General features: G+C 71.6%; 20 protein-coding genes. 9 read left to right on the top strand and 11 right to left on the bottom strand.

From position 1 onward, the window contains the following. Window positions 1-100: 100 nt before the first annotated feature. From SCAB_RS34240 to SCAB_RS34230, 3 genes are all read left to right on the top strand, one after another. Window positions 101-883 carry a sporulation protein gene (locus SCAB_RS34240; protein WP_013004694.1) on the top strand — a complete coding sequence of 261 codons (783 nt, stop codon included), beginning with the start codon at window positions 101-103 and terminating at the stop codon, window positions 881-883. A gap of 42 nt (window positions 884-925) precedes the next feature. After that, window positions 926-1,465: a YbhB/YbcL family Raf kinase inhibitor-like protein gene (locus tag SCAB_RS34235; RefSeq protein WP_013004693.1), complete on the top strand. Its 540-nt coding sequence runs from the start codon at window positions 926-928 to the stop codon at window positions 1,463-1,465. Between the two features lie 151 nt (window positions 1,466-1,616). Further along, window positions 1,617-2,123, top strand: a complete 507-nt coding sequence (locus SCAB_RS34230) for an HNH endonuclease (protein WP_013004692.1) — start codon at window positions 1,617-1,619, stop codon at window positions 2,121-2,123. A gap of 130 nt (window positions 2,124-2,253) precedes the next feature. Here SCAB_RS34230 and SCAB_RS34225 read toward each other — a convergent pair whose 3' ends face one another. The 3 genes from SCAB_RS34225 to SCAB_RS34215 all read right to left on the bottom strand — a co-directional run bounded on the left by SCAB_RS34225 (window position 2,254) and on the right by SCAB_RS34215 (window position 4,728). Further along, complete coding sequence (locus tag SCAB_RS34225; RefSeq protein ID WP_013004691.1) at window positions 2,254-3,201, bottom strand: SPFH domain-containing protein; 948 nt, start codon at window positions 3,199-3,201, stop codon at window positions 2,254-2,256. 158 nt (window positions 3,202-3,359) lie between these two features. Next, window positions 3,360-3,791 carry an NfeD family protein gene (locus SCAB_RS34220; protein ID WP_013004690.1) on the bottom strand — a complete coding sequence of 144 codons (432 nt, stop codon included), beginning with the start codon at window positions 3,789-3,791 and terminating at the stop codon, window positions 3,360-3,362. Window positions 3,792-3,936: 145 nt separating this feature from the next. Then, window positions 3,937-4,728, bottom strand: coding sequence for an ABC transporter ATP-binding protein (locus tag SCAB_RS34215; RefSeq protein WP_013004689.1), 792 nt, complete (start codon window positions 4,726-4,728; stop codon window positions 3,937-3,939). A gap of 149 nt (window positions 4,729-4,877) precedes the next feature. Between SCAB_RS34215 and SCAB_RS34210 the strand changes: the two genes are divergently transcribed. Beyond that, window positions 4,878-5,669 (top strand): hypothetical protein, encoded by a 792-nt coding sequence (locus SCAB_RS34210; protein WP_013004688.1) that lies wholly within the window; start codon window positions 4,878-4,880, stop codon window positions 5,667-5,669. Window positions 5,670-5,959: 290 nt separating this feature from the next. On the opposite strand, the gene chpE is transcribed toward SCAB_RS34210, so the two are convergent. The 3 genes from chpE to SCAB_RS34195 form a co-directional block, all read right to left on the bottom strand. Next, complete coding sequence (gene chpE / locus SCAB_RS34205; protein ID WP_013004687.1) at window positions 5,960-6,208, bottom strand: chaplin ChpE; 249 nt, start codon at window positions 6,206-6,208, stop codon at window positions 5,960-5,962. Between the two features lie 157 nt (window positions 6,209-6,365). Further along, complete coding sequence (locus SCAB_RS34200) at window positions 6,366-7,007, bottom strand: response regulator (protein WP_013004686.1); 642 nt, start codon at window positions 7,005-7,007, stop codon at window positions 6,366-6,368. Then, window positions 7,000-8,145: a GAF domain-containing sensor histidine kinase gene (locus SCAB_RS34195; protein ID WP_013004685.1), complete on the bottom strand. Its 1,146-nt coding sequence runs from the start codon at window positions 8,143-8,145 to the stop codon at window positions 7,000-7,002. The genes SCAB_RS34200 and SCAB_RS34195 overlap by 8 nt, the downstream gene beginning before the upstream one ends. Before the next feature lie 243 nt (window positions 8,146-8,388). Here SCAB_RS34195 and SCAB_RS34190 point away from each other — a divergent pair, with 243 nt between their 5' ends. The 3 genes from SCAB_RS34190 to SCAB_RS34180 all read left to right on the top strand — a co-directional run bounded on the left by SCAB_RS34190 (window position 8,389) and on the right by SCAB_RS34180 (window position 11,198). Continuing rightward, window positions 8,389-9,084: an SDR family NAD(P)-dependent oxidoreductase gene (locus tag SCAB_RS34190; protein ID WP_037728382.1), complete on the top strand. Its 696-nt coding sequence runs from the start codon at window positions 8,389-8,391 to the stop codon at window positions 9,082-9,084. Further along, window positions 9,081-10,235 (top strand): S-adenosylmethionine:tRNA ribosyltransferase-isomerase, encoded by a 1,155-nt coding sequence (locus tag SCAB_RS34185; RefSeq protein ID WP_013004683.1) that lies wholly within the window; start codon window positions 9,081-9,083, stop codon window positions 10,233-10,235. Before SCAB_RS34190 ends, SCAB_RS34185 begins: the two co-directional genes overlap by 4 nt. A gap of 297 nt (window positions 10,236-10,532) precedes the next feature. Next, window positions 10,533-11,198 carry a transglycosylase SLT domain-containing protein gene (locus SCAB_RS34180; RefSeq protein ID WP_013004682.1) on the top strand — a complete coding sequence of 222 codons (666 nt, stop codon included), beginning with the start codon at window positions 10,533-10,535 and terminating at the stop codon, window positions 11,196-11,198. A 79-nt stretch (window positions 11,199-11,277) separates the two neighbouring features. Here SCAB_RS34180 and SCAB_RS34175 read toward each other — a convergent pair whose 3' ends face one another. Beyond that, a complete protein-coding gene (locus tag SCAB_RS34175) occupies window positions 11,278-13,779 on the bottom strand; it encodes an ABC transporter ATP-binding protein/permease (protein WP_037728291.1) in 2,502 nt (833 codons plus the stop codon). 242 nt (window positions 13,780-14,021) lie between these two features. On the opposite strand from SCAB_RS34175, the gene SCAB_RS34170 reads away from it, so the two are divergent. Both SCAB_RS34170 and serB read left to right on the top strand, forming a co-directional pair. Continuing rightward, window positions 14,022-15,950, top strand: a complete 1,929-nt coding sequence (locus tag SCAB_RS34170) for a streptophobe family protein (protein WP_037728289.1) — start codon at window positions 14,022-14,024, stop codon at window positions 15,948-15,950. Window positions 15,951-16,100: 150 nt separating this feature from the next. Continuing rightward, window positions 16,101-17,309: a phosphoserine phosphatase SerB gene (gene serB / locus SCAB_RS34165; protein WP_013004679.1), complete on the top strand. Its 1,209-nt coding sequence runs from the start codon at window positions 16,101-16,103 to the stop codon at window positions 17,307-17,309. A 106-nt stretch (window positions 17,310-17,415) separates the two neighbouring features. Here serB and SCAB_RS34160 read toward each other — a convergent pair whose 3' ends face one another. From SCAB_RS34160 to SCAB_RS34150, 4 genes are all read right to left on the bottom strand, one after another. Then, window positions 17,416-17,934, bottom strand: coding sequence for a SixA phosphatase family protein (locus SCAB_RS34160; protein ID WP_013004678.1), 519 nt, complete (start codon window positions 17,932-17,934; stop codon window positions 17,416-17,418). 97 nt (window positions 17,935-18,031) lie between these two features. Further along, window positions 18,032-18,247, bottom strand: coding sequence for a hypothetical protein (locus SCAB_RS34155; RefSeq protein ID WP_013004677.1), 216 nt, complete (start codon window positions 18,245-18,247; stop codon window positions 18,032-18,034). 179 nt (window positions 18,248-18,426) lie between these two features. Beyond that, on the bottom strand, window positions 18,427-18,543 hold the full coding sequence (locus tag SCAB_RS49105; protein ID WP_005477623.1) for an SGM_5486 family transporter-associated protein: 117 nt from the start codon (window positions 18,541-18,543) through the stop codon (window positions 18,427-18,429). Window positions 18,544-18,593: 50 nt separating this feature from the next. Beyond that, on the bottom strand, window positions 18,594-19,958 hold the full coding sequence (locus SCAB_RS34150) for a CynX/NimT family MFS transporter (protein WP_408054976.1): 1,365 nt from the start codon (window positions 19,956-19,958) through the stop codon (window positions 18,594-18,596). Window positions 19,959-19,996 lie beyond the last annotated feature (38 nt).

The raw sequence follows: 19,996 nt of genomic DNA, 5'->3' as shown, positions 1-19,996 counted from the left end.
TGGTAGGGATCAAGGATCCACGCCATGCCGAGCGATCCACACCACACAACACAGCAGAGCCACACAGATATGCAGGCATTGCCTGACGGGAGGAACAGACATGGGGTTCAAGCGGCTGCTCGCGAGCCTGGGAGCCGGCGGGGCTTCGGTCGAGACGGTGCTGACCGAGGTCAATGTCGTCCCGGGCGGCGTCGTCCAGGGTGAGGTGCGGATCCAGGGCGGTTCCGTGGACCAGCAGATCGAGGGGCTGTCCGTCGGCCTGCAGGCCCGGGTCGAGGTGGAGGGCCAGGACGCGGAGTACAAGCAGGACATGGTGTTCACCAAGCAGCGGCTCGGTGGTGCCTTCGAGCTGAAGGCCGGGGCGGTGCACGTGGTGCCGTTCGGGCTGGAGATCCCGTGGGAGACGCCGGTCACCACCATCCAGGGCCACAGCCTGCCGGGGATGCACATCGGTGTGACCACCGAGCTGGAGATCGCGCGCGCGGTCGACTCCGGTGACCTGGACCCGATCAACGTGCACCCGCTGCCGGCGCAGCAGGCGATCCTGGACGCCTTCATCCAGCTGGGCTTCCGCTTCAAGAACGCGGACCTGGAGCGCGGTCACATCCGGGGCACCCGGCAGAAGCTGCCCTTCTACCAGGAGGTCGAGTTCTACCCGCCGCAGCAGTACCACGGCCTGAACCAGGTCGAGTTGAGCTTCGTCGCCGACGACCGTGAGATGGACGTCGTGCTGGAGATGGACAAGAAGCCGGGGCTGTTCAGCGAGGGCAGCGACTCGTTCCGTTCGTTCCGGGTGGGGCTGCACGACTACCAGGGCACGGACTGGGCCGCGTACCTGAACCAGTGGCTGTCGGAGGTCGGCAGCAAGCGCAGCTGGTTCTAGGCTCTGAGCACACCCACCCCGGATCCATCAGGAGGTACTGAGGTGACCGAGCCGAAGAGGCCGCCGCTCCCCCACGATTTCCACCCGGTCGTGCCGTCCTTCACGGTCGCGAGCGAGGACGTCGAGGCGGGTGCGACGCTCAAGGAAGCTCAGGTCCACGCGGCGGGGAACACCTCGCCGCAGCTGAGCTGGGCGGGCTTCCCGCCCGAGACCAAGAGTTTCGCCGTGACCTGCTACGACCCGGACGCCCCCACGGGCAGCGGGTTCTGGCACTGGGTGGTGTTCGACATCCCGGCGTCGGTGACGGAGTTGCCCACGGGCGCGGGCTCGGGGAAGTTCGAGGGACTGCCCGAGGGCGCCGTCCAGGTGCGCAACGACTACGGGACGAAGGACTTCGGCGGGGCCGCGCCGCCGCCCGGGGATCCCGCGCACCGCTATGTGTTCACGGTGTACGCCGTGGATCAGGACAAGCTCGGTCCCGACTCGGACGCCTCACCCGCGGTGGTCGGCTTCAACCTGCGGTTCCACACCTTGGCTCGTGCTCATCTCATCGGCGAGTACGCCGCTGAGGCGGAAAAGTAACGAAGCCGGACGTTCATTGAACGTTTGCCCGTCTCTGGTCTTGGAAGTGATCAGAGACGGGCATTTTTTATTGCGTTGTCCATCTCGGCGTGCCCGGCCAGAGTTGATCCAAGCCCGCCGGGGGGTGGGCTGGCACAGGAGGTGGGCTGGGATGCGGGACACGCTGGTACTGAATGCGAGCTTCGAGCCGCTGTCGACGGTGACGCTCAACCGCGCCGTCGTTCTGGTGCTGCAGGCCAAGGCCGTCGTGGAGCAGACCCACCCCGAACTGCGCATGCGCGGAGCCGAGGTCGACATACCGGCGCCCCGGGTGATCAGACTCTGCAGGTATGTCAGGGTGCCGTTCCGAAGACAAGCGCCCTGGTCCAGGCGGGGTGTCCTGGTACGGGACAGGCACAGGTGCGCGTACTGCGGGAGGCGGGCCACGACCGTGGACCACGTGGTGCCGCGCTCGCGGGGCGGCGGCGACACCTGGCTGAACACGGTGGCCTCGTGCGCCGAGGACAATCACCGCAAGGCCGACCGGACGCCGGAGCAGGCGGGTATGCCGCTGCTTCGGCAGCCGTTCGAGCCGACGCCGGCCGACGCCATGCTGCTGTCGCTGGGACACGAGGACTACGACGCGCTGCCGGCCTGGCTGTCGCAAGGGGCCGCGTAACGCCGTTGGGGTCGGTGTTGTTTGCGGACTGCGGGTAGGTCATGGCTTGTCGCGCAGTTCCCCGCGCCCCTCACAAGCAAAAGACTTGGGGCCCGTCCTTCTTCGGAAGGCGGGCCCATTGTCGTGTGCTCTAGTCGATCGCCGGCTTCTCGCGGCGGTCGCCGTTGCCGTCGGTGGGGCGGGGGACGGACGGGCCGCCGCCCAGGTTGCCGAAGTTGCCCATGGCGCCGGAGAGGCCCTTGAGGGCGTCGCCGATCTCGCTGGGGACGATCCAGAGCTTGTTGGCGTCGCCCTCGGCGATCTTCGGGAGCATCTGGAGGTACTGGTAGGACAGGAGCTTCTGGTCCGGGTCACCGGCGTGGATGGCCTCGAAGACCGTACGGACGGCCTGGGCCTCGCCCTCGGCGCGCAGCGCGGCGGCCTTGGCCTCACCCTCGGCGCGCAGGATCTGGGACTGCTTCTCGCCCTCGGCGGTGAGGATGGCCGCCTGGCGCGTACCTTCGGCGGTGAGGATCGCGGCGCGCTTGTCGCGGTCGGCGCGCATCTGCTTCTCCATCGAGTCCTGGATGGAAGTGGGCGGTTCGATCGCCTTCAGTTCGACGCGGTTGACGCGGATGCCCCACTTGCCGGTGGCCTCGTCGAGGACGCCGCGCAGGGCCGCGTTGATCTCCTCGCGGGAGGTCAGGGTGCGCTCCAGGTCCATGCCACCGATGATGTTGCGCAGGGTGGTGACGGTGAGCTGCTCGATCGCCTGGATGTAACTGGCGACCTCGTAGGTCGCGGCCCGGGCGTCGGTCACCTGGTAGTAGATGACAGTGTCGATGTTCACGACCAGGTTGTCCTGGGTGATCACCGGCTGGGGCGGGAACGGCACGACCTGTTCGCGGAGGTCGATGCGGTTGCGGATCGAGTCGATGAACGGGACGACGATGTTGAGACCCGCGTTGAGGGTGCGGGTGTAGCGGCCGAACCGTTCGACGATGGCCGCGCTGGCCTGTGGGATCACCTGGATGGTCTTGATCAGGGCGATGAAGACCAACACCACCAGAATGATCAGGACGATGATGATCGGTTCCATCGTTGCTCCCCGTGCCCTTCTCCGCCGTGGCGCTTCCGGAAGATCTTATGCCTGTTCGGACTGTTGAAGATCTTGCTGGTCGAGTCTGGCAGAACACCGCCTGCCAGGTGGGTCGTTCAGGTCATTGCGTCATCGCCTCGTGACCGCGTCGTGCGAGGTCACATGACGATGGCCGTGGCTCCCTCGATCTCCACGACGTCCACTTCCTGACCCACCTCGTAGGCCGTGCCGGTGTCGAGTGCGCGGGCGGACCAGACCTCGCCGGCCAGTTTGATGCGGCCGCCCGAGCCGTCGACCCGTTCCAGGACGACGGCCTGTCTGCCCCTCAACGCGTCGATACCGGTCGCGAGTTGGGGCCGCTGGGACCGGTGCCGGGCCGCGATGGGCCGTACGACCGCGATGAGCGCGACGGAGACGACCGCGAAGACGAGGACCTGGAGGACCACCCCTCCGCCCAGCCCCGCGGTCGCGGCGCCGGCGACCGCGCCCAGGGCGAGCATGCCCAACTCGGGCATCGCGGTCACGACGAGGGCGATCCCGAGCCCGGCCGCGCCGATCAGCCACCACACCCATGCGTCGATGCTGTCCACGTCGGCCATGGTAGAACCGCGATCGGGCCGCCGAACAGAGCGCACGGTCAAAGATCACGTCCAGAGTGCGTCCAAGTCGGTTGCGTCTGGGGCCGGTTGTGACCCCAGGGCATGCGACTGGCCGATGATCGCGGGAACTTGGCGGTCAGGTGAGTGGCAGACCGTGGGCGGTCCAGCGCTCGCCGAGCTGGTCGACGACGAGCGGGAGGCCGAAGCAGAGGGAGAGGTTGCGGGAGGTGAGCTCCAGCTCCAGCGGGCCCGCCGCGAGGACCTTGCCCTGACGGATCATCAGGACGTGCGTGAAGCCCGGCGGGATCTCCTCGACGTGGTGCGTGACCATGATCATGGAGGGGGCGATCGGGTCGCGGGCGAGACGGCCGAGACGGCGTACGAGGTCCTCGCGGCCGCCTAGGTCGAGGCCGGCGGCCGGCTCGTCGAGGAGAAGCAGTTCGGGGTCGGCCATCAGGGCGCGGGCGATGAGGGTGCGCTTGCGCTCGCCCTCGGAGAGGGTGCCGAACTTGCGGTCGACGTACTCGGTCATGCCGAGGCGGTCGAGGAAGGCGCGGGCGCGCAGCTCGTCGATCTCCTCGTAGTCCTCGTTCCAGCTGGCGGTCATGCCGTACGCGGCGGTCAGCACGGTCTGCAGGACCGTCTGGCGCCGGGGGAGCTTCTCCGCCATGGCGATGCCGGCCATGCCGATGCGGGGGCGCAGTTCGAAGACGTCGACCTTGCCGAGGGTGTCGCCGAGGATCGTGGCGGTGCCCTTGCTGGGGTAGAGGTAGCTGGACGCGATGTTCAGGAGGGTGGTCTTGCCCGCGCCGTTCGGACCGAGGATGGCCCAGCGCTCGCCCTCCTTGACCGACCAGGAGACCTGGTCCACCAGAGCCCGGCCCTCGCGGACCACGGATACGTCCTCCAGCTCCAGAACATCGCTCATGAGCGCGCTGTCTCCCCTTGCAGTGTCGGCCTGTCTCGGCTGTCGCGTACGCCTGTGGTCGGAGCCACCGCCGGGTGGGCGCAGCCCATGGGGAAATCTACGCCACCGGTCGGGCCGTCCATCCCTCGGTCGGTCCTTAGGGTGGGGGCATGCTCTCGGAACCGCGCTCTGGACGCCTCGCCTCGTGGGGAAACGCCCTTCTTGCCGGACTTGTCTCACCCGATGACGCGGTGCTCGCGATCGTCGGGGAGGACGCCGTGCACCGGGTGGAGGGGCTGCCCGGTGAGTCGGGGCCGGTCGGGCTGACGCTCGCGCTGGGGCGTCTGCGGGCGCTGGGGGCGCGCGGGCTGCGGGTCGCGCTGCCCGCGGCGGGGCATCCGCTGGGGCTGAGCGGGCCGCCGGAGTTCAACAAGCGGGCGCTGGAGGCGGAGGAGGCGGTCGTCTGCCACGGGGGTGCGCTGGGGCTGGTGCCGGAGGTGTACGCGGCCGGGCCCGCCGGTGACGAGCATGTGGAGGTCGTGTGGCACTGCCTGGAGGTGCGGGAGGCGCCGCCGGCCGATGTGCCGTCCCTGGGTGAGGCCGAGCGGGAGTTGGCGGAGGCGTTGCGGGAGGCGACGGCGGTGTTGTCGCAGCTGGACGTGGCCGCGTCGGGGCCGGTGGCGGAGGCGGCGATCGACGCGTACCGCGCGCGGGCCGAGCGGGGCCGGGAGGTGCTGGCGCCCGGGTATCCGCCGCGTGCGGTACGGGTGCTGGAGCTGGCGCAGCGGGTGGGGCTGCTGATCTCCGTGGCGTACGAGAACGGGCACGGCGGGGCCGTGAGCGCGTCCGAGATGGCCTCCCGCAGTGCCGCACTGCGGCCGGTGGAGCGGACGGCCCGGCGGGCCCAGGTGGCGGCGTACAACGCGTTCGTGGAGGAGCGGGAGCGGGAGCCCGGGCGCTAGCCGGGCGGGGGGGGTGAGCCTTGACCGCGCGTTGCCCGGCGGCTGCGGCTGTGGCTGAGCCCGGGGGCTTCTGGACCGCAGGCTGTGGCTGGGCACCGGGAGGCGTGCGTTCCTCATGCGTCGGACGTGCCGGCCCGCCCGCGGGCCGTGCGCCGATCAACGCCCCGCGGTGGCGGGTGGCACGCAGGAGCGGCGCGAACGGTCCGTTCGGCGCAGTGGCGCGACAGCCCGACCGGCCCTCCAGGGATGCCTGGAGGGCCGGTGGTCACGGGTGCTCCGGGGCCGGCACGTCAGTGGTTGACGCCCAGGTTGCCGAAGGCCGGGTTCAGGACGCCGATGACGTTCACGCTGTTGCCGACCACGTTCACGGGGACGTGGACGGGGGCCTGGATGACGTTGCCCGAGACGACACCCGGCGAGCCGATGGCCTTGCCGTCGGCGTGCGCCCCGCCGTCGGTGGCGGAGGCCATGCCGGCACCGGCGGCGACGAGGCCACCGGCCACCATCGTGACAGCGGCGGCCTTCTTCAGGTTCTTCACGGTGAGCCCTTCCTTGCGGTCACTGCGGCGGTCGCACGCAGTACGCACTGAAGAACGGCGGGGCTCCCCCGAGGATGCGCCACCCGGGGGACATACACCCGACAGTATGAATCTCAGCTCGGAGCGGAACCTTTCGTATTGCCGGACGATCCGATCCTCATCCCGCCATGCCGTGGCGTACCGCCCACAGCGCGGCCTGTGTGCGGTCCGCCAGGTCGAGCTTCATCAGGATGTTCGAGACGTGGGTCTTCACCGTCTTCTCGGAGAGGACCAGCGCCCGGGCGATCTCGCGGTTGGAGCGCCCGTCGGCGATCAGGCCGAGCACCTCCTTCTCCCGCTCGGTGAGGGAACCACCCCTGCCCTGGCCCGAGTTGGCCTCCTCCTGGGACAGCAGCGCGTCGGCGACCTCCGGCTGCAGCAGGATGTGTCCGGCGTGCACCGAACGGATGGCGCCGGCGAGGGCGTCGGGGTCCACGTCCTTGTAGACGTAGCCGGCGGCGCCGGCGCGCAGGGCCGGGACGACCGTGCGCTGCTCGGTGAAGCTGGTGACGATGAGCACGCGCGCGGGGTTGGCGAGTTCCCGGAGCCTGCGCAGGGCGGCGACGCCGTCCATGCCCGGCATCTTGACGTCCATCAGGACGACGTCGGGCCGGAGCTCCTCGGCGCGGGCGACTCCCTCGGCGCCGTCGGCGGCCTCCCCCACGACCTCTATGTCGTCCTGCACCTCCAGGAAGGTGCGCAGGCCGCGTCGTACCACCTGGTGGTCGTCGACCAGCAGCACCTTGATCGTCTCAGCCACCGGGGACCTCCATCTCGATCGTGGTGCCCTTTCCGGGCGCCGATTCCACGGTCAGCCGGCCGCCGACCCCGCTCGCCCGGTCGCGCATGGAGACCAGGCCGAGGTGGCGTCCCGCGCGGCGCACGGCCTGGGTGTCGAAGCCGATGCCGTCGTCCGTGACGCGCAGGACGGCTCCGCCGCCCCGGCGGTCGAGGGTGACGTCCACCCGCTCGGCCTCCGCATGCCGCAGGGCGTTGTGCAGGGCCTCCTGGGCGACCCGCAGCATGGCCTCCTCCTGGGCGGCGGGCAGCGCACGGGCGCCGCGGCCGGAGAAGGTGACGCGGGCGCTGTGGGCACGGTCCAGGACGTGGATCTGGGTGCGCAGGGTGGCGGCCAGACCGTCCTCGTCGAGCCCGGCGGGGCGCAGCTCGACGACGGCGGCGCGCAGCTCGTCGGCGGCCTCGGCGGCGAGGGCGGCGACCTGCTGGAGTTCGCCCTTGGCCCGGGAGGGGTCGCGGTCCACGAGGGCGGCGGCGGCCTGGGCGGTCAGTCGCAGGGAGAAGAGCTTCTGGCTGACGGCGTCATGGAGCTCGTGGGCGAGCCGGGAGCGCTCCTCGGCGATGGTCAGTTCGCGGCTGCGCTCGTAGAGGCGGGCATTGGTCAGGGCGATCGCGGCGTGCTGGGCGAGGATCGACAGCAGGTCCTCGTCGTCCTCGGTGAAGCCGCAGCCGCCCTCGGGCCTGGGGCACCGCTTGTTGGCGAGGAAGAGGGCGCCGATGACCTCGTCGCCGTCGCGGATCGGCAGGCCCAGGAAGTCGACCAGGTCGGGGTGGGCGCTCGGCCAGCCCTCGAAGCGGGGGTCCTCGCGGACGTCGGCCAGCCGCTCGGGGGTGGCTTCGTGGAGCATGGCGGCGAGGATGCCGTGCTGGCGCGGGAGGGGGCCGATGGCCTTCCACTGGGCGTCGCTGACCCCGTCGACGACGAACTGGGCGAAGCCGCCGTGGTCGTCGGGGACGCCGAGCGCCGCGTACTCCGCGTCGAGCAGTTCCCGCGCGGAGGCGACGATCGTCTTGAGGACGTCGCGCATCTCCAGGTGCCTGCTCATGGCCAGCAACGCGGCGCTCACCGCGGCGAGGCCGGATCGTGGACCGTGACTCATGAGCTCACCGTACCGGCGGGGTCCGGCACCGCGGATCGGACCGCCGGGGGCCTCGTGCGGGGCCTCGGACCTAGGCCGCGGTCCTACGACCGTGCCTAGGTCCCGGGGTCGGGCCGGCGACCTAGGGCGAAGGGCCCCGGCGCTCTGCGGCCCGCGCACGAGGCGGCGGGGACGGTCCCGTTCCTACGTTGGGATCACCGCCGCCCGGGTCGGGTGGCGGCCGAGGACGAGGGGACGGATGTCATGCCCGTAGCGATCATCACGGGGGCTTCGAAGGGGCTGGGCCGGGCGCTGGGCTCGGCGCTGGCGGAGCGCGGCTGGGATCTGGTGCTGGACGCCAGGACCCCCGGGGCCCTGAAGGAGGCGGCGGCCCGGCTGTCGGCGTACGGGACGCGGGTGGAGGCACTCCCGGGCGACGTGACCGACGCGAGTCACCGGGCCGAGCTGGTGGCGGCGGCCCGGGCGCTGGGCGGGGTGGACCTGCTGGTGAACAACGCGAGCGCGCTGGGTGCCGAGCCGCTCGTACGGCTGGAGGAGCTGGACCTGGACGGGCTGCGGCGGGCCCTGGAGGTCAATGTGGTCGCGGCGCTGGGGCTGGTCCAGGAGGCGCTGCCGCTGCTGCGGGCGTCGGGAGCGGGCTCGGTGATCGACGTCAGTTCGGACGCGGCGGCCGAGGCGTACGGGACGTGGGGCGGGTACGGGGCCTCGAAGGCGGCGCTCGACCAGTTGTCGGCGGTGCTGGCCGAGGAGGAGCCGGGGCTTCGGGTGTGGGCCGTCGATCCCGGGGACATGGGCACGGATCTGTACGCGGCGGCCGTACCGGACGACGACGACCCGCGGCCCAGCCCGGAGAGTGTGGTGCCGGCGTTTCTGCGGCTGCTGGACGAACGGCCGGTCAGTGGCCGCTACGCGGCTCCGTCCCTGCTGGAGGGGCGATGACGACGGCGGCGGTACGGGTGCCGGAGGGGCTGCACGCGCGGGTGCCCGCCGAGCAGCGCGGTCCGGGGCTCGACCGGGACGGTGTACGGCTGATGGTCTCGCGGGGCACGGAGGTGTCGCACCACGTGTTCGCGGAACTGCCGCGGCTGCTGGGGGCGGGGGACCTGCTGGTGGTCAACACCTCGCCGACACTGGCGGCGGCGGTGGACGGGACGGTCGGGGACGCGCGCGTGGTGGTGCATTTCTCCACGCGGGGCGACGACGGGCGGTGGGCGGTGGAGCTGCGGGATCCGGACGGGCACGGCACCACGCGCGTGCGCGCGGGCGGTCCGGCGGGGACGCGGGTACGGCTCCCGTGCGAGGTGCGGCTCGTCCTGGAGGAGCCGCTGAGCGCGCGCGGCGAGCGGCTGTGGTGGGCCAGGGTGTCCCTGCCGTCGCCGGAGTTCCCCGCGTCCCCCGCGTCCTCCGCGTCGCCGGGGCCCTCGGAGGCCGTCGCCGAGGTGCTGCGGGAGCACGGGCGGCCCATCCGGTACTCCTATACGGAGCGTGACCAGCCGTTGTCCGTGTACCAGACGGTGTTCGCGTTGCCGTCGCAGGACGGGGCGGGCAGCGCCGAGATGCCGAGTGCGGGGCGGCCGTTCACGGCGCGGATGGTGGCGGAGCTGGTGAGCCGGGGGGTGCAGTTCGCTCCGGTGACACTGCACACCGGGGTGGCGTCGGCGGAGGCGCACGAGCCGCCGTATCCGGAGCGGTTCTCGGTGCCCGAGGCGTCGGCGCGGCTGGTCAACGCGGCGAGGGCGGGCGGGAGGCGGGTGATCGCCGTGGGGACGACGGCGGTGCGGGCCGTGGAATCGGCCGCGGGGCCCGACGGTGTCGTACGGGCCCGGGACGGCTGGACGGACCTGGTGGTGACGCCGGAGCGCGGGGTGCGGGTGGTGGACGGGCTCCTGACCGGGCTGCACGAGCCGGAGGCGTCGCATCTGCTGATGCTGGAGGCGGTCGCCGGGCGGGCGGCGATCGACCGCTCGTACGAGGCGGCGGTCGAGGGGCGTTATCTGTGGCACGAGTTCGGGGACGTGCACCTGGTCCTGCCGGGGATCCCGCCTGCGCACGGCCCTCACGGAGTGCATTGCGACAGCAACTGCCCGTGAAGTGCGGGGCGGGCCCGTGTGAGCCCGCCCATAGGGTGCGCATCACGTACGAACCTGCCTAGGAGAGGGATAAGGGCGGTTTGAGCGGGAAGGACGCGTTGGTCTGTCCCGTTTTGCCCTTTCCGGTTCAACTAAGCAGCATCGTACGTCACACCTTTGCCACACGATTTTGCGGCCGCTAAGAATTGCTGCTGTCGCTCGACGCCGCGGGTCGCCCCGCGGCGTTTGTGCTGGAACAGCAATGTCCCCACCCGGCACGAGAGCGACCTCCGCGCTATTCGAAGAGGTCCCTCACTCATGATCAAGAACGCCAAGAACCCCGGCCACAGTCTCGCGCTGACCAAGACCCACAAGCTCTCGCTCGCCGGTGTGGCCACCTTCGGTGTCGCCGCCCTCGCGTTCTCGCTGGTGCCGGCCGAGGCTCAGACCGCCACGCAGACCGTGTCCGCGGCTCCGGCGGCGTTCAGCCAGAACCCGGCCCAGGCCGCGAAGGTCAGCGTCACGAACCAGGCCGCCGACGCCGACAAGAAGGCCGCCGTGGCCGCCGCGCAGAAGAAGGCCGCCCAGGAACGCGCCAAGAAGGAGGCCGCGAGCCGGGCCGCCCAGCGCGCCAAGATCGCCAAGGCCGCCGCCAAGTCGTACCCGGACAACCTCGACGGCTGGATCCGCGAGGCGCTCGACATCATGAAGAAGCACAAGATCCCGGGCACGTACCACGGCCTGCACAAGAACATCATGCGGGAGTCCTCGGGCAACCCGCGGGCCATCAACAACTGGGACATCAACGCCCAGAACGGCGTCCCGTCGATCGGTCTGCTGCAGGTCATCAAGCCGACCTTCGACACGTACCACGTGCCGGGCACGGCCAAGAGCCAGTACGACCCGGTCGCCAACCTGACGGCCGCGGCCAACTACGCCGCCCACCGCTACGGCTCGATCGACAACGTCAACAGCGCGTACTGAGGCCCGCGCGGGACCTCTGAGAACGTGGAAGGGCGGCACCCGGTGCGGGTGCCGCCCCTCGTTCGTCAGTGTCCGCCGGTCACTTCCGCATGACCTCCGGCTCGTGGCGGCGCAGGAAGCGGGCCACGAGGACTCCGCAGATCACGCCGAGCACGATGAGGGCGATCATGTCGAGGCTGTAGGCGCCGACCGTGTGGTTCCACAGCGGGTCGGTGTCCCCCGCCTCCTTCGGCGGGCTGATGTTGTTGAAGTCCAGCGTGGCACCGGCCGCGGCCACCGCCCAGCGCGAGGGCATCAGGTACGAGAACTCGTTGACGCCGGGGCTGCCGTGCAGGGCGAAGAGGCAGCCGGTGAAGACGACCTGGACGATCGCGAACATCACCAGCAGCGGCATCGTCTTCTCGGCGGTCTTCACCAGCGAGGAGATGACCAGGCCGAACATCATGGACGTGAAGCCGAGGCCCATGATCGGGATGGAGAGTTCCAGCATGACGGCGACCTTGCCCTCGCCGAAGATCAGGGACTCGTCCGGGATCGTGCGGCTGGAGAACCCGATCGCGCCGACCATGGCGCCCTGGAACACGGTGACCGCGCCCAGGACGATCACCTTGGACATCAGGTACGCCGAGCGCGACAGGCCGGTGGCCCGCTCCCGCTCGTAGATCACCCGTTCCTTGATCAGCTCTCGGACGGAGTTGGCGGCCCCCGCGAAGCACGCGCCGACCGCGAGGATCAGCAGCACCGTGGTGGCCGTGCCGTTCGGGAGAGGCAGGTTCGTCACCTTGTTCACCGGCCGGACCAGCAGGTCCTTGTCCGGGTCGATGAGCAGGCTGACCGCGCCGAGCACGGCCGGCAGGATCACCGTCAGCGCCAGGAAGCCCTTGTCGGACGCGATGACGGCGACATAGCGCCGGACCAGGGTGCCGAGCTGCGACATCCAGCCCTGCGGCTTCGGCGGGCGCATCGCCTGCGGCGGCGGCATGTGCACCGACTGCGGGGCGACGGCGTCGATGTCCGCGGCGTACATCTGGTAGTGCTGCGAGCCCTTCCAGCGGCCCGCCCAGTCGTAGTCGCGGTAGTTCTCGAAGGCGGAGAAGACGTCGGCCCAGGTCTCGTAGCCGAAGAAGTTCAGCGCCTCCTCGGGCGGACCGAAGTACGCCACCGAGCCGCCCGGGGCCATCACCAGGAGCTTGTCGCAGATCGCCAGCTCGGCCACCGAGTGGGTGACCACCAGGACCGTACGGCCGTCGTCGGCGAGGCCGCGCAGCAGCTGCATGACGTCGCGGTCCATGCCCGGGTCGAGACCGGAGGTCGGCTCGTCCAGGAAGATCAGCGACGGCTTGGTCAGCAGCTCCAGGGCGACCGAGACGCGCTTGCGCTGGCCGCCGGAGAGCGAGGTGATCTTCTTGTCCCGGTGGATGTCGAGCTTCAGCTCGCGCAGCACCTCGTCGATACGGGCGTCGCGCTCCCTGGCCGTGGTGTCGGCCGGGAAGCGCAGCTTGGCCGCGTACTTGAGGGCCTTCTTGACGGTCAGCTCCTTGTGCAGGATGTCGTCCTGCGGGACCAGACCGATGCGCTGCCGCAGCTCGGCGAACTGCTTGTACAGGTTCCGGTTGTCGTAGAGGACGTCGCCCTGGTTGGCGGGGCGGTAGCCCGTGAGCGCCTTCAGCAGGGTGGACTTGCCGGAGCCGGAGGGGCCGATGACCGCGATGAGCGACTTCTCCGGGACGCCGAAGGAGACGTCCTTCAGGATCTGCTTGCCGCCGTCGACGGTGACCGTCAGATGGCGCGCGGAGAAGGAGACGTCACCGGTGTCGACGAACTCTTCGAGCCGGTCGCCGATGATGCGGAACGTCGAGTGGCCGACGCCGACGATGTCGTTCGGGCCGAGGAGGGCCGTGCCGCCCTTGGCGATCGGCATACCGTTGACGAACGTGCCGTTGTGCGAACCGAGGTCACGGATCTCGAAGCGCCCGTCAGGCGTCGCGTGGAACTCGGCGTGGTTGCGCGAGACCTGGAGGTCGGAGACCACCAGCTCGTTCTCCAGCGCACGGCCGATGCGCATGACCCGGCCGAGCGACAGGTGGTGGAACGTGGTCGGGCTGCGGTCGCCGTAGACCGGCGGCGCCCCCGCGCCACCACCGGGGCCCTGCTGGTGCGGGACCTGTGCCTGCGGCTGCTGCCAGCCCGCCTGCGGAGCCTGCTGCTGCGGGGCCTGCTGGCCGGCGTATCCGGCGTTCGCCCCCTGCGCCGCGTACGGCTGCTGCTGGGGCTGCGCCACGGACGCGGCGGTACCGGAGAGGCCGAGTCTCGGGCCGTCGGTCGCGTTGCCCAGATGCACGGCCGAGCCGGGACCGATCTCCAGCTGGTGGATCCGCTGCCCCTGCGCGAAGGTGCCGTTGGTGCTGCCGTGGTCCTCGATCACCCAACCACGGCCGCTGAAGCTGATCGTGGCGTGACGCCAGGACACCCTGGCGTCGTCGAGCACGATGTCTCCCTGCGGATCACGTCCGAGGGTGTATGCCCTGGACGGATCGAGCGTCCAGGTTTGTCCGTTCAATTCCAGTACGAGTTCCGGCACTCCATGCCCCACTGAGTTGTCCCCCGAATTACCCCCGTCACAGGGAGTCTAGGGATGGCGAACATCGGGGGGAACTATTTCAGGCTCGGCCCCCTGACCGAAAGTCGGGCCTTGTGAAGAGTGCGTACGGGGGTCGTCGGCCGGTCCCGTTGACGGGGTTGAAACCGGGCCGGAGAGTGGTAATCCCACATGAGAGGGACATCGGCGGTCCAACGCCGCGATGCGGATCGGGGGGTCCGACCATGAGCGACCGAAAGGCCGGCCGGAGCGGAGAGGTGCCGTGGGGAGACGTCCTGTTCTCCGCGATCGCCGCCGTGAGCTGGGCGTTGATCGGAATGGCGGGCACAGCGGCGCTGGGTCTGCATCTGCTGGAGGCCGACACCGCGGGCGAACTCGGGCCCATGACGGCGGCGGTCGTGGCGCTGGGGGCCGGTGGGTCGGTGACCCCGTCCGGCGACGTGTCCGTCTTCGGCCTGGAAGGCGCGCAGGCCACCACCTCCCTCGAGATCACGCCACTGGGTGTCGCGCTGGTGGGAGCACTGCTGCTGGCCTGGTTCTTCCTGCGGTCCCTGCGGGGCGCGGGAGTTGTCGTCGGCGCCGGCGAACTCCTCGCGCGGGCAACGGCGGTGCTCGCGCTCTTCGTGGCGCTGATGGGCGGGCTGGCCTGGGCCGGGCACGCCGTCGTCACCCTCGACGGTGACCGTCTGGGGCTCGACGGAGCGCTGCCGGGCGGCGGCGCCCTCGACGACGTGGGCATCCCCGGGCTAGGCGACATGGGGGACATCGGCGGCGGCCTGCTGCCGGACCGGCTGGGCGACCTGGCCGACGCGCAGGCCCATGTCGGCTTCACCGTCGACGCCGTGCCGACCCTCCTCGGTGGTCTGACCTGGTGCGCGGGCGTGCTGCTCGTCGCCCTGCTGGCCTCGCGGCACACCCCGCTGCCGCCCGCCCTGGACGCGCTGCACCGCGTCGTACGGCCCGCCGTGTCCGCCGTGGTCTCCGTGCTGCTGGTGGCGGTCCTGGCCGGGCTCGCGGCGGCGGCGTACGCGGCGACCGGCGACCCGCACCCCGGCCGGATCGCCGGCGCGGCCCTCCTCGGCGCGCCCAACGGCGTCTGGCTGGGCGTCCCCCTCGGCCTCCTCGTCCCCTGGGACGGCAGGGCCACCGGCGCGCTCGCCGCCCTCCTGCCCGACCCGCTCGACGAGCTGCTGCGCGTCGACGCGGGCGAACCCGTCACGCTCGGCCGCCTCGCGGAACTGGACGGCAGGGTCTGGCTGTTGGGCCTCGCGGCCGCGCTGACGATGGTGTGTGCGGGAGTCCTCACCGCCGTCCGTACGCCTTTCGTACGGCGGACCGCTGCCGTCGCTGCCGGTGACGGGTCCGGTGCGGATGTACGGGGTGGGGGCACGCTCGGCTTCGTGGGGAGCTGCGCTCTTCGGCTGGGCCTCGCGACGGCGGTGGCGCTGCCGCTGCTCGTACGGCTGACGGAGGTGTCGGTGGACGCCTCGCTGGGTCTGTTCGGCATCGACGCGTTCGACGCGGGCATCGAGCTGCGCGGGCGGCCCGCGGCGGCGCTGGTGCTGGGTGCACTGTGGGGCGCGGGTGCGGGGGCCGTCGGGGCGCTGCTGGCCTGCGCGACGCGAGCCGCCGGGCTGCGGGCGTCGCCGTGGGCACGCGGGGAGGCCGGTGCCGGGCGGGCCGGGGGCTCCGCGGCCGCGGTGGCCGGCTCCTTCTCGGGACCGTACACGCCGGGCATGCCGTACCGGCCGCCCAATCCCGACACCAATCCATATCTGCGGCTGCCGGACGAGTTGCGGGAGCCCCGGGAGACGCGAGGGGGTCGGGAGGTACGGGAGGCGTGGGGGCCGGGCGGTGCCGAGAGCGGTGCCGGGGGGCCGGGCGGGGGCGGGGGTCCGGCGGGCTCCGGGGGCCGGAGCCGTCCCGGGGGTCCGGGGGCGCCGCCGCCCGATGTGTACGGGGCGCCCACGGTGGCGCGGCGGTTCACGCCTCCGCCGCGACGGCCCGGGCAGCGGCCGGGATCAGGGGCAGGACCGGGGCCGGGGTCGGGGTCGGGGTCGAGCGTCTGGCCTGCCCCGCCACCACCACCGGAGGAGGGGCCGCCGCCTCCGCCGCCACCGTCACGGGGGCCTCAGGGGCCCCGGGGACGGTGAGATGCCGGGGACGGGAGTGGTCCGGGCGGGCGCTCCTGGGTGTCGTACACGATCCGGGCGGGCGTCGACCGCCCGTAACCCAGTGTTCTCCGTCCGCTGGGCGGACCTCAGGGGCAAAAGGCCCGGGACGCCGGATACGGTGGGCACATCATGAGCGCTTCGCAGATCTCCTCTGACGTCCCCACTCTCCTCGTCAAGATCTTCGGCAAGGACCGGCCGGGCATCACCGCCGGGCTGTTCGACACCCTCGCCGCGTACTCCGTCGACGTGGTCGACATCGAGCAGGTCGTCACCCGTGGCCGGATCGTGCTGTGCGCGCTCGTGACCGAGCCGCCCGCCGGGCAGGAGGGCGACCTGCGGGCGACCGTCCACAGCTGGGCGGAGTCGATGAAGATGCAGGCGGAGATCATCTCCGGTCTGGGCGACAACCGTCCCCGCGGACTCGGCCGCTCGCACGTCACGGTGCTGGGCCACCCGCTGACCGCCGAGTCCACCGCCCGCATCGCCGCCCGGATCACGGCGACCGGCGGCAACATCGACCGTATCTTCCGGCTCGCCAAGTACCCGGTGACGGCCGTCGAGTTCGCGGTCTCCGGTACGGAGCCGGAGACGCTGCGGACCGCGCTGGTCACCGAGTCGGTCGCGCTGGGCGTGGACGTCGCCGTGGTCGCGGCGGGGCTGCACCGGCGGGCGCAGCGGCTGGTGGTCATGGACGTGGACTCCACCCTCATCCAGGACGAGGTGATCGAGCTCTTCGCCGCGCACGCCGGGTGCGAGAAGGAGGTCGCCGGGGTGACCGAGGCCGCGATGCGCGGCGAGCTGGACTTCGAGCAGTCGCTGCACGCGCGCGTGGCGCTGCTGGAGGGCCTGGACGCCTCGGTGGTGGAGAAGGTGCGCAGCGAGGTGCGGCTCACGCCGGGGGCGCGCACGCTGATCCGCACGCTGAAGCGGCTGGGTTTCCAGGTCGGTGTCGTCTCGGGCGGGTTCACCCAGGTCACGGACGATCTCAAGGAGCGGCTGGGGCTCGACTTCGCGCAGGCCAACACCTTGGAGATCGTGGACGGCAGGCTCACCGGTCGGGTGGTCGGGGAGATCGTGGACCGCGCGGGCAAGGCACGGCTGCTGCGCCGGTTCGCCGCCGAGGCGGGTGTGCCGCTGGCCCAGACCGTGGCGATCGGTGACGGCGCGAACGACCTCGACATGCTCAACGCGGCCGGTCTGGGGGTCGCCTTCAACGCCAAGCCGGTGGTCCGCGAGGCCGCGCACACCGCGGTGAACTTCCCCTTCCTCGACACCGTGCTGTACCTCCTCGGCGTGACCCGCGAAGAGGTCGAGGCCGCGGACACGCACGACGAGTAACAGGGCGTACGCGGCATGGAGGCCCGGCACCGAAGGAGTGCCGGGCCTCGGCCGTGCCGTGTGCCGGGTGCGATGTCCAGGGCCCCGGTGGGCCGCGGGGGTGGGGTTACTCCGTCGGCGCCCAGTAGTCGGCGAGGGTGGCGACGCCCGGCTCCAGGCTCTTCCAGACGCCCTCGAAGGAGAGCACGGCGAAGGCGGCGGCGGGGAATCCGTGGCGGTTCAGGCGCGCGCGGGTGTCACCCTCGGCGCTTCCCGCGAGGATGTCGGCGAGGCTCTGGATCCCGGGGTTGTGTCCGATCAGGACCACGTTCCGCACGTCGTCCGGGGTCTCGTTGAGCAGGGCGATCAGCTCGCCGGGCGAAGCCTCGTAGATCCGCTCCTCGTAGACCGTTTTCGGCCGCTCGGGCAGCTCGTGGACGGCCAGCTTCCAGGTCTCGCGGGTTCTGACGGCGGTGGAGCAGAGGGCAAGGTCGAGGGCGATGCCGGAGTCGGCCAGCTTGCGCCCGGCGACGGCGGCGTCCGTACGGCCCCGGTCGGCGAGCGGCCGCTCGTGGTCGGAGACCTGTGGCCAGTCGGCCTTCGCATGCCGGAAGAGGACGATCCTGCGGGATTCTGCGACGCTCATGCGTCCCAGCTTCGCACGAAACAGGCCATGGGGCGCAGGGAGTTGAAGTGTGGATACCCGGCACCGGTACACGTGGTTCCGGTGGGTCGGCCGGTCGTCACCGCGCGTGGCCCGGAAGCACCTGGCGTATGAGCTCCAGAAGGTGGGTGAGGGCGGGATCGCCGCCCGCCGCCTGGGCCTGGGCGGGGTTGAGGATCATCAGCAGGAGGGTGACGAAGCCGAGGGCGGGCAGGGCGAGCGCCCACCAGGGGAGCCGGAAGGCGACACCGCCTGCGGGCGCCGGGTGGGGCCGGGTGTGCGTACGGGCCGACATGCCGCCTCCGTGGTCTGCGAGTCCTCGTGGCCCGGTCCTCCGTGGGCCCTCGCGGGTCCCCTGCGGCCACATCTCGACGTTACGGACCGCGAGCGGTCCGGCCCATCAGGTGATCCACCCACTTCACCCTGAGACTCACCCCCTAGGGGACGGGGGGTTAACCCCACCCCGCGGCGGGGTCACGGTGACGCGATGGCGGCGATGATCCCGATGACGACGAAGATGGCGAGGAACGAGCCGAAGACCAGGAGCATCTTCTTCTGGCCGTTCTGGGGGTTCGGGTCGAGCACTGGCATGGGCCCAGTCTCGCACCCCGGGTCCCGGCCCGGGCCGCCGGGGGCGTGCGTCAGCGGGCCGCCTCGTCCTCGACGACCCGGTCACGGCCCGCGAGGAGGCCCGCCGCCATCTGCGGGATCATCAGGGCGGCCATGAGGGCGAGGGGCAGCCCCCAGCCGCCGCTGTGCTGGTAGAGCACGCCGACGAGGAGCGGGCCGGGGATCGAGATGAGGTACCCGGTGCTCTGCGCGAAGGCGGACAGCCGGGCCACCCCCGCACCGGTCCTGGCCCGCATGCCGACCATGGTGAGGGCCAGCGGGAAGGAGCAGTTGGCGATGCCGATCAGTACGGCCCAGGCCCAGGCTCCCCCGGCCGGGGCGGCGTACAGGCCGGCGTACCCGAGGAGCCCGCAGGCTCCCAGGCCGACCACGATGGGCCCCTGATGGGGCAGCCGGGTGGCGAGCCGGGGGATCACGAAGGCCAGCGGTACGCCCATCACCATCGTGACGGCCAGCAGCAGCCCCGCCTCGCCGGCCGGGACCCCGGCGTCCCGGAAGATCTGCGCCATCCACCCCATCGTGATGTAGGCGGCGGTGGCCTGGAGCCCGAAGAACACGGCCAGGGCCCAGGCGGTGCGGCTCCGGGTGACCCGGACGGTCCCCTCCTCCCGCGCGGGGGCCGGCCCGGCGGTGTGCGTGGACCGGTCCCGGACGAAGGGCAGCCAGGGCAGCACCGCGGCCGCCGCGAGGCCGGCCCACACCGCGAGGCCGGTCTGCCAACTGCCGCCCAGGGACGCCGTCATGGGCACGGTGACGGCCGCGGCGGTGGCGGTGCCGAGGGAGAGTGCCATGGAGTAGAGGCCGGTCATGGAGCCGATCCGGTCCGGGAACCAGCGCTTGACGATGACCGGCATCAGGACGTTGCTGACGGCGATACCCATCAGCGCGAGGGCGCTCGCGGCCACGAAGCCGGCCGTGCCACCCGCGTACGGCCGCAGCAGCAGACCTCCGGCGATCGCGGCCATGCCGGCGCAGACGACGGCGGCCGGGCCGAAGCGGCGGGCGAGCCGGGGCGCCATGACGCCGAAGACGGCGAAGCAGAGCGACGGCACGGACGTGAGGAGACCGGCGACGCTGCCGCTCATGCCGAGCCCGGCGCGCACCTCGTCGAGGAGGGCCCCGAGGCTGGTGATGGCGGGGCGGAGGTTGAGCGCCGTCAGGACGATGCCGGCCACCAGCAGCCGTGCGGTCCACGCGCGCGTACCGTGCGCCGGGCCCTCGGGTGCGGGACTGCCGTCCGGCGCGGGGCGTGCGGGCGCGCCGCGTTCGGTTGCCGTCCGTCCCCGTGCCGCCGCCGGCACCGACGCCGATGTCGCTGCCGGGATCGGTGCCGCTGCCGGTCTCAAGGTTTCCTCGCTCGCCATGACACCCATCATAGAATCATAGGATGATTGGTTGTCCATGGGTCGGCCTC

This window comes from Streptomyces scabiei 87.22 (assembly GCF_000091305.1).
Taxonomy (GTDB): domain Bacteria; phylum Actinomycetota; class Actinomycetes; order Streptomycetales; family Streptomycetaceae; genus Streptomyces; species Streptomyces scabiei.
Note: the sequence above shows the minus strand (reverse complement) of the source record. Positions and strands in the feature narration are given on the sequence as shown.

What these genes read in the sequence shown, in the direction of transcription:
- SCAB_RS34240 (WP_013004694.1), top strand. Translation starts at nt 101, where the DNA reads ATGGGGTTCAAGCGGCTGCTCGCGAGCCTGGGAGCCGGCGGGGCTTCG.
- SCAB_RS34230 (WP_013004692.1), top strand. Translation starts at nt 1,617, where the DNA reads ATGCGGGACACGCTGGTACTGAATGCGAGCTTCGAGCCGCTGTCGACG.
- SCAB_RS34225 (WP_013004691.1), bottom strand. Translation starts at nt 3,201, where the DNA reads ATGGAACCGATCATCATCGTCCTGATCATTCTGGTGGTGTTGGTCTTC.
- SCAB_RS34215 (WP_013004689.1), bottom strand. Translation starts at nt 4,728, where the DNA reads ATGAGCGATGTTCTGGAGCTGGAGGACGTATCCGTGGTCCGCGAGGGC.
- SCAB_RS34210 (WP_013004688.1), top strand. Translation starts at nt 4,878, where the DNA reads ATGCTCTCGGAACCGCGCTCTGGACGCCTCGCCTCGTGGGGAAACGCC.
- SCAB_RS34195 (WP_013004685.1), bottom strand. Translation starts at nt 8,145, where the DNA reads ATGAGTCACGGTCCACGATCCGGCCTCGCCGCGGTGAGCGCCGCGTTG.
- SCAB_RS34190 (WP_037728382.1), top strand. Translation starts at nt 8,389, where the DNA reads ATGCCCGTAGCGATCATCACGGGGGCTTCGAAGGGGCTGGGCCGGGCG.
- SCAB_RS34185 (WP_013004683.1), top strand. Translation starts at nt 9,081, where the DNA reads ATGACGACGGCGGCGGTACGGGTGCCGGAGGGGCTGCACGCGCGGGTG.
- SCAB_RS34180 (WP_013004682.1), top strand. Translation starts at nt 10,533, where the DNA reads ATGATCAAGAACGCCAAGAACCCCGGCCACAGTCTCGCGCTGACCAAG.
- SCAB_RS34170 (WP_037728289.1), top strand. Translation starts at nt 14,022, where the DNA reads ATGAGCGACCGAAAGGCCGGCCGGAGCGGAGAGGTGCCGTGGGGAGAC.
- serB (WP_013004679.1), top strand. Translation starts at nt 16,101, where the DNA reads ATGAGCGCTTCGCAGATCTCCTCTGACGTCCCCACTCTCCTCGTCAAG.
- SCAB_RS34160 (WP_013004678.1), bottom strand. Translation starts at nt 17,934, where the DNA reads ATGAGCGTCGCAGAATCCCGCAGGATCGTCCTCTTCCGGCATGCGAAG.
- SCAB_RS34155 (WP_013004677.1), bottom strand. Translation starts at nt 18,247, where the DNA reads ATGTCGGCCCGTACGCACACCCGGCCCCACCCGGCGCCCGCAGGCGGT.
- SCAB_RS49105 (WP_005477623.1), bottom strand. Translation starts at nt 18,543, where the DNA reads ATGCCAGTGCTCGACCCGAACCCCCAGAACGGCCAGAAGAAGATGCTC.
- SCAB_RS34150 (WP_408054976.1), bottom strand. Translation starts at nt 19,958, where the DNA reads ATGATGGGTGTCATGGCGAGCGAGGAAACCTTGAGACCGGCAGCGGCA.